Genomic DNA, 5,956 nt, shown 5'->3' on the forward strand with positions numbered 1-5,956 from the left:
TTCATTTGTTTTTATCCTCTTTTGCCCTCTATACGCAAGAAACCCGGTCCATGCTTGACGCATGAACCGGGTTCCTCGACAGTCTGAGCGGCGGCACATAGGTGCCGCCGCTTTATGTATTTGCCCTCTTTCCTTTCATGACTCTACGCAGCGTAGGTTGCTCTACAATAAAAAGCATGATATTCTGCTGTATGAGAGGAGAGAATAAGATAATGAATCATTACATTACAGGCGCTGTCATCAAACAGCTGCGCGAGAAAAAGCATCTGACACAAGCGCAGCTAGCCGAAAAATTGTGTGTCAGTGATAAAGCCATATCCAAATGGGAAACAGGGAAAGGTTTCCCTGATATTTCCCTGCTCGAATCCTTGGCAAATGTGCTGCAGGTCTCGGTGCCGGAACTACTGAGCGGAGAACAGGTAATCAATACTAACCGTGCAGCAAATCTATTGCGCTCTAAGTTCTATGTGTGCCCGATCTGCGGCAATGTGCTGCACAGCACTGGTCCGGCTGTAATTTCCTGCTGCGGCATTACGCTGCCGCCCCTTGAGGCCGAAGAACCGGACGAAGCGCACGCCATACAGTACGAAGTTGTGGAGCACGAGCACTATGTCACCGTCAATCATCCGATGACCAAAAGTCATTATATTTCCTTTATGGCTTGCGTCACGGGCGATCGGTTTGATATGGTCAAACTCTATCCAGAGGGCAACGCACAGACCCGCTTTTTTATCCGCGGTCACGGTATGTTATATTGGTATTGCAATCATCACGGTTTGTTTTGTCAGCGTATTTGAATTTGTTTGCGCGGCGCTCGACAAAGCTCGGTTTGTGTGCTACGATAGAATCGTAAATCGTTCGCGCTTTCATTTCTGCTGTGTCTGATACGCAGCAAACTACATTAAATAAGCCACAAAGCGCCTCGATGAGCGCTTTCTTTTTGGAAAGGAACGAATGTTATGACCCCTTATGAGCACAAAGTGCAATACTACGAAACAGACGGCATGGGCATTGTCCATCATTCCAATTATATCCGATGGTTTGAAGAAGCCCGTGTGGAACTGCTGGAACAGCTTGGCTATGGTTACGACCGCATCGAGGCAGAGGGCTTTGGCAGCCCTGTACTGGAAGTGCATTGTAAGTATAAGACTATGGCACGATTTGGCGATACCGTGTTGATTGACGCACGAATTACGGAATACAACGGTGTTCGCATGGCGCTGCATTATGAAATCCGGGATGCGCAAACCAATGCGTTACGCTGCGAAGGTGAAAGCCGTCATTGCTTTATGGGGCGTGACAATCGCCCTGTATCGCTCAAACGTAGTTGGCCTGCGCTGGACAAGGTGTTTGCCGCGCAGCTTGAAGGGCAGAATGCTGCGAATGACGGTCAATTCTAATGACCTGAAAGAGATCTAACGCGCAATAAAGTCATCTTATTTTCGGCCAGCAGTTTACACTGCTGGCCGCTTTTGTTATGATTCTCTGGCAGTTCTCTGTTCTGCGCCGCAGCACAGTCATTCGATCTGATGCATAGGATGGGACAAAGGAGGAATTTGTTATGAACCAATCGGCGACCCTTGCGGTTGTCGGCGGCGATATCCGGCAAGCATACCTCGCCGGACTGCTGTGTGCGGATGGGCACACAGTGCGAACCTTTGCTCTGGAACGCCATCCGATCGAAGGGTGTGCCGCTGTTAGCGATTTGCGAAGCTGTTTTACCGATGTGCAAGCCGTGATCCTGCCGCTCCCCGTTCAGCATGGAAATGCGCAGCTGAATGCGCCGCTGTCCAATATCCCCTATCCGCTGTTTGACGTCCTGGACACAATTCCTGCGGGCACCGTCACGCTCGCTGGCTCAGTGCCGTTTGGGGTGCATGCCCGCGCAGTACAGAATGATTTGCGTTTGATCGACTACTTAGCGCGTGATGAATTGGCCATACGCAATGCGGTTCCAACCTGTGAGGGTGCTTTGCAGCTTGCTATGGAACAGACTGCGCACACCATCCAACACTCACGGTGTTTGGTGATCGGGTACGGGCGAATAGGTGCACTGCTGGCACAGAAATTACATGCGCTCGATGCGCAGGTAACGGTATCTGCCCGTTCACCGCGCGATTTTGCCCGGATTGAAACCCAAGGAATGCAGGTGTTGGATACCCGGCAACTTTCTGGACATCTGGCCAAATTTGATATCATCTTCAACACGGTTCCTGCGCCGGTACTCGGCACTGCGGAATTGGCAGGACTGGCCCATTCTTGCCTGATTATTGATTTGGCGTCGATGCCCGGCGGCATTTCTCCGGAAGCCAAATTGCCCTCCGGATGCCGAATCCTGCACGCCCTGTCTTTACCGGGCAAAGTCGCCCCACTCACTGCGGCACATGCTATCCATGATACAATCTGCAATATATTACATGAGGAGGGTATCCTATGACCCCGCCAATCCGCATCGGCTTTGCATTGACCGGTTCTTTCTGCACTTTTTCTGCTGTATTGCCTGTGGTCGAAACGCTTGTATCACGCGGCTGCGAGGTCACCCCCATTTTATCCGCACATGCCGCAACACTGGACACCCGTTTTGGTGCAGCCGATATGTGGCGTGACCGCCTGATTGAAGTAGCCGGGCGTGAGATTATTGACAGCATTCCTGCGGCAGAGCCCATCGGTCCGAAGAAACTGTTCGACATTATGGTGGTTGCTCCTTGTACCGGCAATACCTTAGCAAAGCTCGCACATGGTGTAACGGATACGACAGTCACCATGGCGGTTAAAAGTCATCTGCGAGGAGAAAAACCGGTCGTTTTGGCTGTTTCTACCAACGATGCCCTGTCTGGCAGCGCGGCGAATCTGGGTACTCTGCTCAACCGTAAGCACTACTTTTTCGTCCCCATGCGTCAGGATGCGCCCTTTGCTAAGCCGCGTTCACTGGTAGCAGATATGGTGCGCATACCGGAAACCATCGGCGCAGCACTCGAAGGCAGACAATTGCAGCCTCTTCTGCTCTGTCCGGGTGAGCAGTAATGATATATCAGACAGTCAGCTGTATCTTGACTATATAGTGCGTTCAGAAAGAAACACCCCTTGAACGGGTAAACCGATCAAGGGGTGCTATTTATCATGCTTTGAAAGCCGTGCGCTTATTGTGCTGGCTGTTCTAGATTTTCATTGCTTCCTGTTGCAAAGGTGATGGCACGGGCACAATTTGCAATCTCTGCTCGTTGTGTCGCACCGCCGAATTCTCCATCCAGTGTCCACGGTACTGCTTCGTCTGCATCGAACGTGATCTGCGCGGTACGGAAATAAACAAATCGTGTTGATTCCGTGTTATGCGTGAGAAGATCGTTTACCAGCCATTGCAGTTCCATCGGATTTTCCACCGGATAGACTAGCAGCACTTCGTGCAGGCCGTCATCTAACGCAACGCCGTCCGGCGTAATCGCCTTAAAACCACCAACCGATACTGAATTGGAAACCATACCAAAGATGAAGTCATCTTCCAGCGTCATTTCCGCACTGCTCACGCGAATATGATGCTGCTTGATGTTGGTTAATGCCTTCACACCCTCCAGAATATAGGCTGCACGCCCAAAGATATTTTTGGACTGCTGCGGCGTTGCATAGGATACCTCGGTAAAGACGCCAAATGCTGCAATATAGTTGAAATATCGCTCGTTAAACCGACCGATATCGAGCGCTTGCAAATTGTTCCCTGCTGCAACCGTCGCGGCTTCTGCCGGCACTTTAGAAATGCCCAAACTGAGCGCAAAGTCATTGGTTGTACCTGCAGGGATATAACCGAGCGGTGGGCGCACATCGGACTCCATCAAGCCGGTAACCACTTCGTTGAGCGTACCGTCACCGCCCGCACAAACGATGCGGTCAAACTCTCCGGCGCGCTCGCGGACCATGCGGGTCGCATCCTGCGCACCCTGTGTGACATATAGCGTCACTTCATAACCGGCTTGTTGGAACGCATCGATGCAGCCAATGATTTTTCCGCTCATTGCGCCCCGTCCGGCATGCGGATTGACGATCCATAGCATTTTTTTCACCGGGCGCGCCTCCTTACCTTCGTCATGCAACCTTACATTAAGAAATCAAATCGCAAACCGCATTTGCATATGCCACCGGATCATCCACCGGCAGTCCTTCTATCAGCAGTGCCTGCGTATACAAAATATCAGCATAGATTTTCAGCTGATCGGAATTCTCCTCCTGCAACTGACACAGCTTCTGGAAAATCGGATGCTCAGCGTTCAGCTCAAGCACGCGTTCTGCATGCACGCGCTGGCTGTCATCTAACGCCTGCTGGTTGAGCACCTTTTCCATTTCCAGCGTTACCGGGCCTTCGGCGCGCAAACAGCACGGATGACTTTTCAGCCGGCGCGTCAGCTCCACTTTTTTGACCTTGCCGGACAATGCTTCGCTCAGTGCCGTGAGCAATGCGCTCTTTTCCTCGGTGAGCTTTTTGATCTCTTCCTTGTCGTCCTCGCTGTCCAGTCCCAGATCAGCATCGACGATCGACTTAAATTCCTTCTCTTGATAGTTTGCCAACATCTTGATGCAGAATTCGTCGATATTATCATCCAGGCACAGTACCTCGTAGCCTTTATCGCGCAGCGTTTCCATAGCGGGCAGAAGCTTGATCTTATCGACCGTTTCACCGCAAGCATAATAGATATACTTCTGTTCTTCCTTCATGCGGGAAACGTACTCTTCCAGCGTGACCAGCTTATCCTCGGTCGAGGAATAATACATCAACAGATCCTGCAGAAGTTCCTTATGGGCACCGTACTGCACATATGCACCATACTTGATCTGACGGCCAAACGCCTGCCAGAACTTTTCATAATCTTCACGCTGATCCTTCTGCATCTTTAGCAGTTCGCTCTTGATCTTCTTTTCGAGACTCTGCGCAATCGCCTTTAGATGACGGTCGTGCTGCAGCATTTCACGCGAAATATTCAGCGAAAGATCCGCCGTATCCACCATGCCGCGTACAAAGCTGAAATGATCGGGCAGCAGGTCGGCGCACTTATCCATAATCAGCACGCCGTTAGAATAGAGCTGCAATCCCTTTTCATAATCCTTGGTGTAATAATCCATCGGAGCATGTGCTGGGATAAACAGTATTGCGGTATAGGTCACTGCGCCCTCTACGCTGGTGTGGATATGGCACAGCGGTGGCTGATAATCATAGAACTTGCTGGTATAGAAGGAATTGTAATCCTCATCCTTGAGCTCCTTCTTGGATTTTTTCCAAATCGGAACCATCGAGTTGAGCGTGGTGTTCTCAGTATATTCCTCCCACTCGGGCTGATAGTCCTCGCCAGCATCTGCCGGCTTTTCCTTCATGCGCGAGCGTGTCATATCCATCTTAATCGGGTATCGGATATAATCAGAGTACTTTTTCACCAGAGACTGGATACGGTACGGCTCGAGGAATTCATCATAATTCTCGTTTTCCGTATTCTCCTTAATCGTCAGCGTAATACGCGTACCATTTTCTGCTTTTTCGCACGGTGTGATGGTATACCCTGCTGCACCGTCCGACTCCCAACGGTTGGCTTCTTCGCTGTCAACCGCGCGAGAGACAACCTCTACATGGTTGGCAACCATGAACGCAGCATAAAAGCCTACGCCAAATTGACCGATGATATCCACATCGTCCATCGCGTCGTTTTCCTTTTTAAATGCCAGAGAACCAGAGCGAGCAATTGTGCCCAGATTGCTTTCCAACTCTTCCGCAGTCATGCCACATCCGTGATCCTCGATCACAAACTTGCGGTTTTCTTTGTCGAGTGTGATGTCAATCGGCAGGCTGTCGCGCGTAATGCCAGTTCGGCCTTCCTTCATTGCATTATAATACAGTTTATCCGTTGCATCCGATGCATTCGAGATCAATTCACGCAGAAAGATTTCCTTATGCGTATAAATGGAATTGATCATCAAA

Annotated in this window: 6 protein-coding genes; 4 read left to right on the forward strand and 2 right to left on the reverse strand. The window is 50.5% G+C overall.

Going from position 1 to position 5,956, the window contains the following annotated elements; translation table 11 throughout:
• The first annotated feature begins 212 nt into the window (after nt 1-212).
• The 4 genes from ABGT74_RS00100 to ABGT74_RS00115 all read left to right on the forward strand — a co-directional run bounded on the left by ABGT74_RS00100 (nt 213) and on the right by ABGT74_RS00115 (nt 3,024).
• Nucleotides 213-797, forward strand: coding sequence for a helix-turn-helix domain-containing protein (locus ABGT74_RS00100; RefSeq protein WP_346703959.1), 585 nt, complete (start codon nt 213-215; stop codon nt 795-797).
• Between the two features lie 162 nt (nt 798-959).
• The gene (locus ABGT74_RS00105) at nt 960-1,400 is read left to right on the forward strand and encodes an acyl-CoA thioesterase (protein WP_297282648.1); all 441 of its coding nucleotides are present in this window, start codon (nt 960-962) and stop codon (nt 1,398-1,400) included.
• 161 nt (nt 1,401-1,561) lie between these two features.
• Nucleotides 1,562-2,437, forward strand: coding sequence for a dipicolinate synthase subunit DpsA (locus ABGT74_RS00110; protein WP_346703960.1), 876 nt, complete (start codon nt 1,562-1,564; stop codon nt 2,435-2,437).
• Entirely contained in the window at nt 2,434-3,024 is a 591-nt protein-coding gene (locus ABGT74_RS00115; protein WP_346703961.1) for a dipicolinate synthase subunit B, read from the forward strand. Before ABGT74_RS00110 ends, ABGT74_RS00115 begins: the two co-directional genes overlap by 4 nt.
• Nucleotides 3,025-3,140: 116 nt before the next feature.
• Here the strand turns inward: ABGT74_RS00115 and ABGT74_RS00120 are convergent, their stop codons facing one another.
• A complete protein-coding gene (locus tag ABGT74_RS00120) occupies nt 3,141-4,046 on the reverse strand; it encodes a YegS/Rv2252/BmrU family lipid kinase (RefSeq protein ID WP_346703963.1) in 906 nt (301 codons plus the stop codon).
• Between the two features lie 46 nt (nt 4,047-4,092).
• A complete protein-coding gene (gene htpG, locus ABGT74_RS00125) occupies nt 4,093-5,955 on the reverse strand; it encodes a molecular chaperone HtpG (protein WP_346703962.1) in 1,863 nt (620 codons plus the stop codon).
• Nucleotide 5,956: the final 1 nt, after the last annotated feature.

The sequence above is a fragment of the uncultured Agathobaculum sp. genome (assembly GCF_963927765.1).
Lineage (GTDB): Bacteria > Bacillota > Clostridia > Oscillospirales > Butyricicoccaceae > Agathobaculum.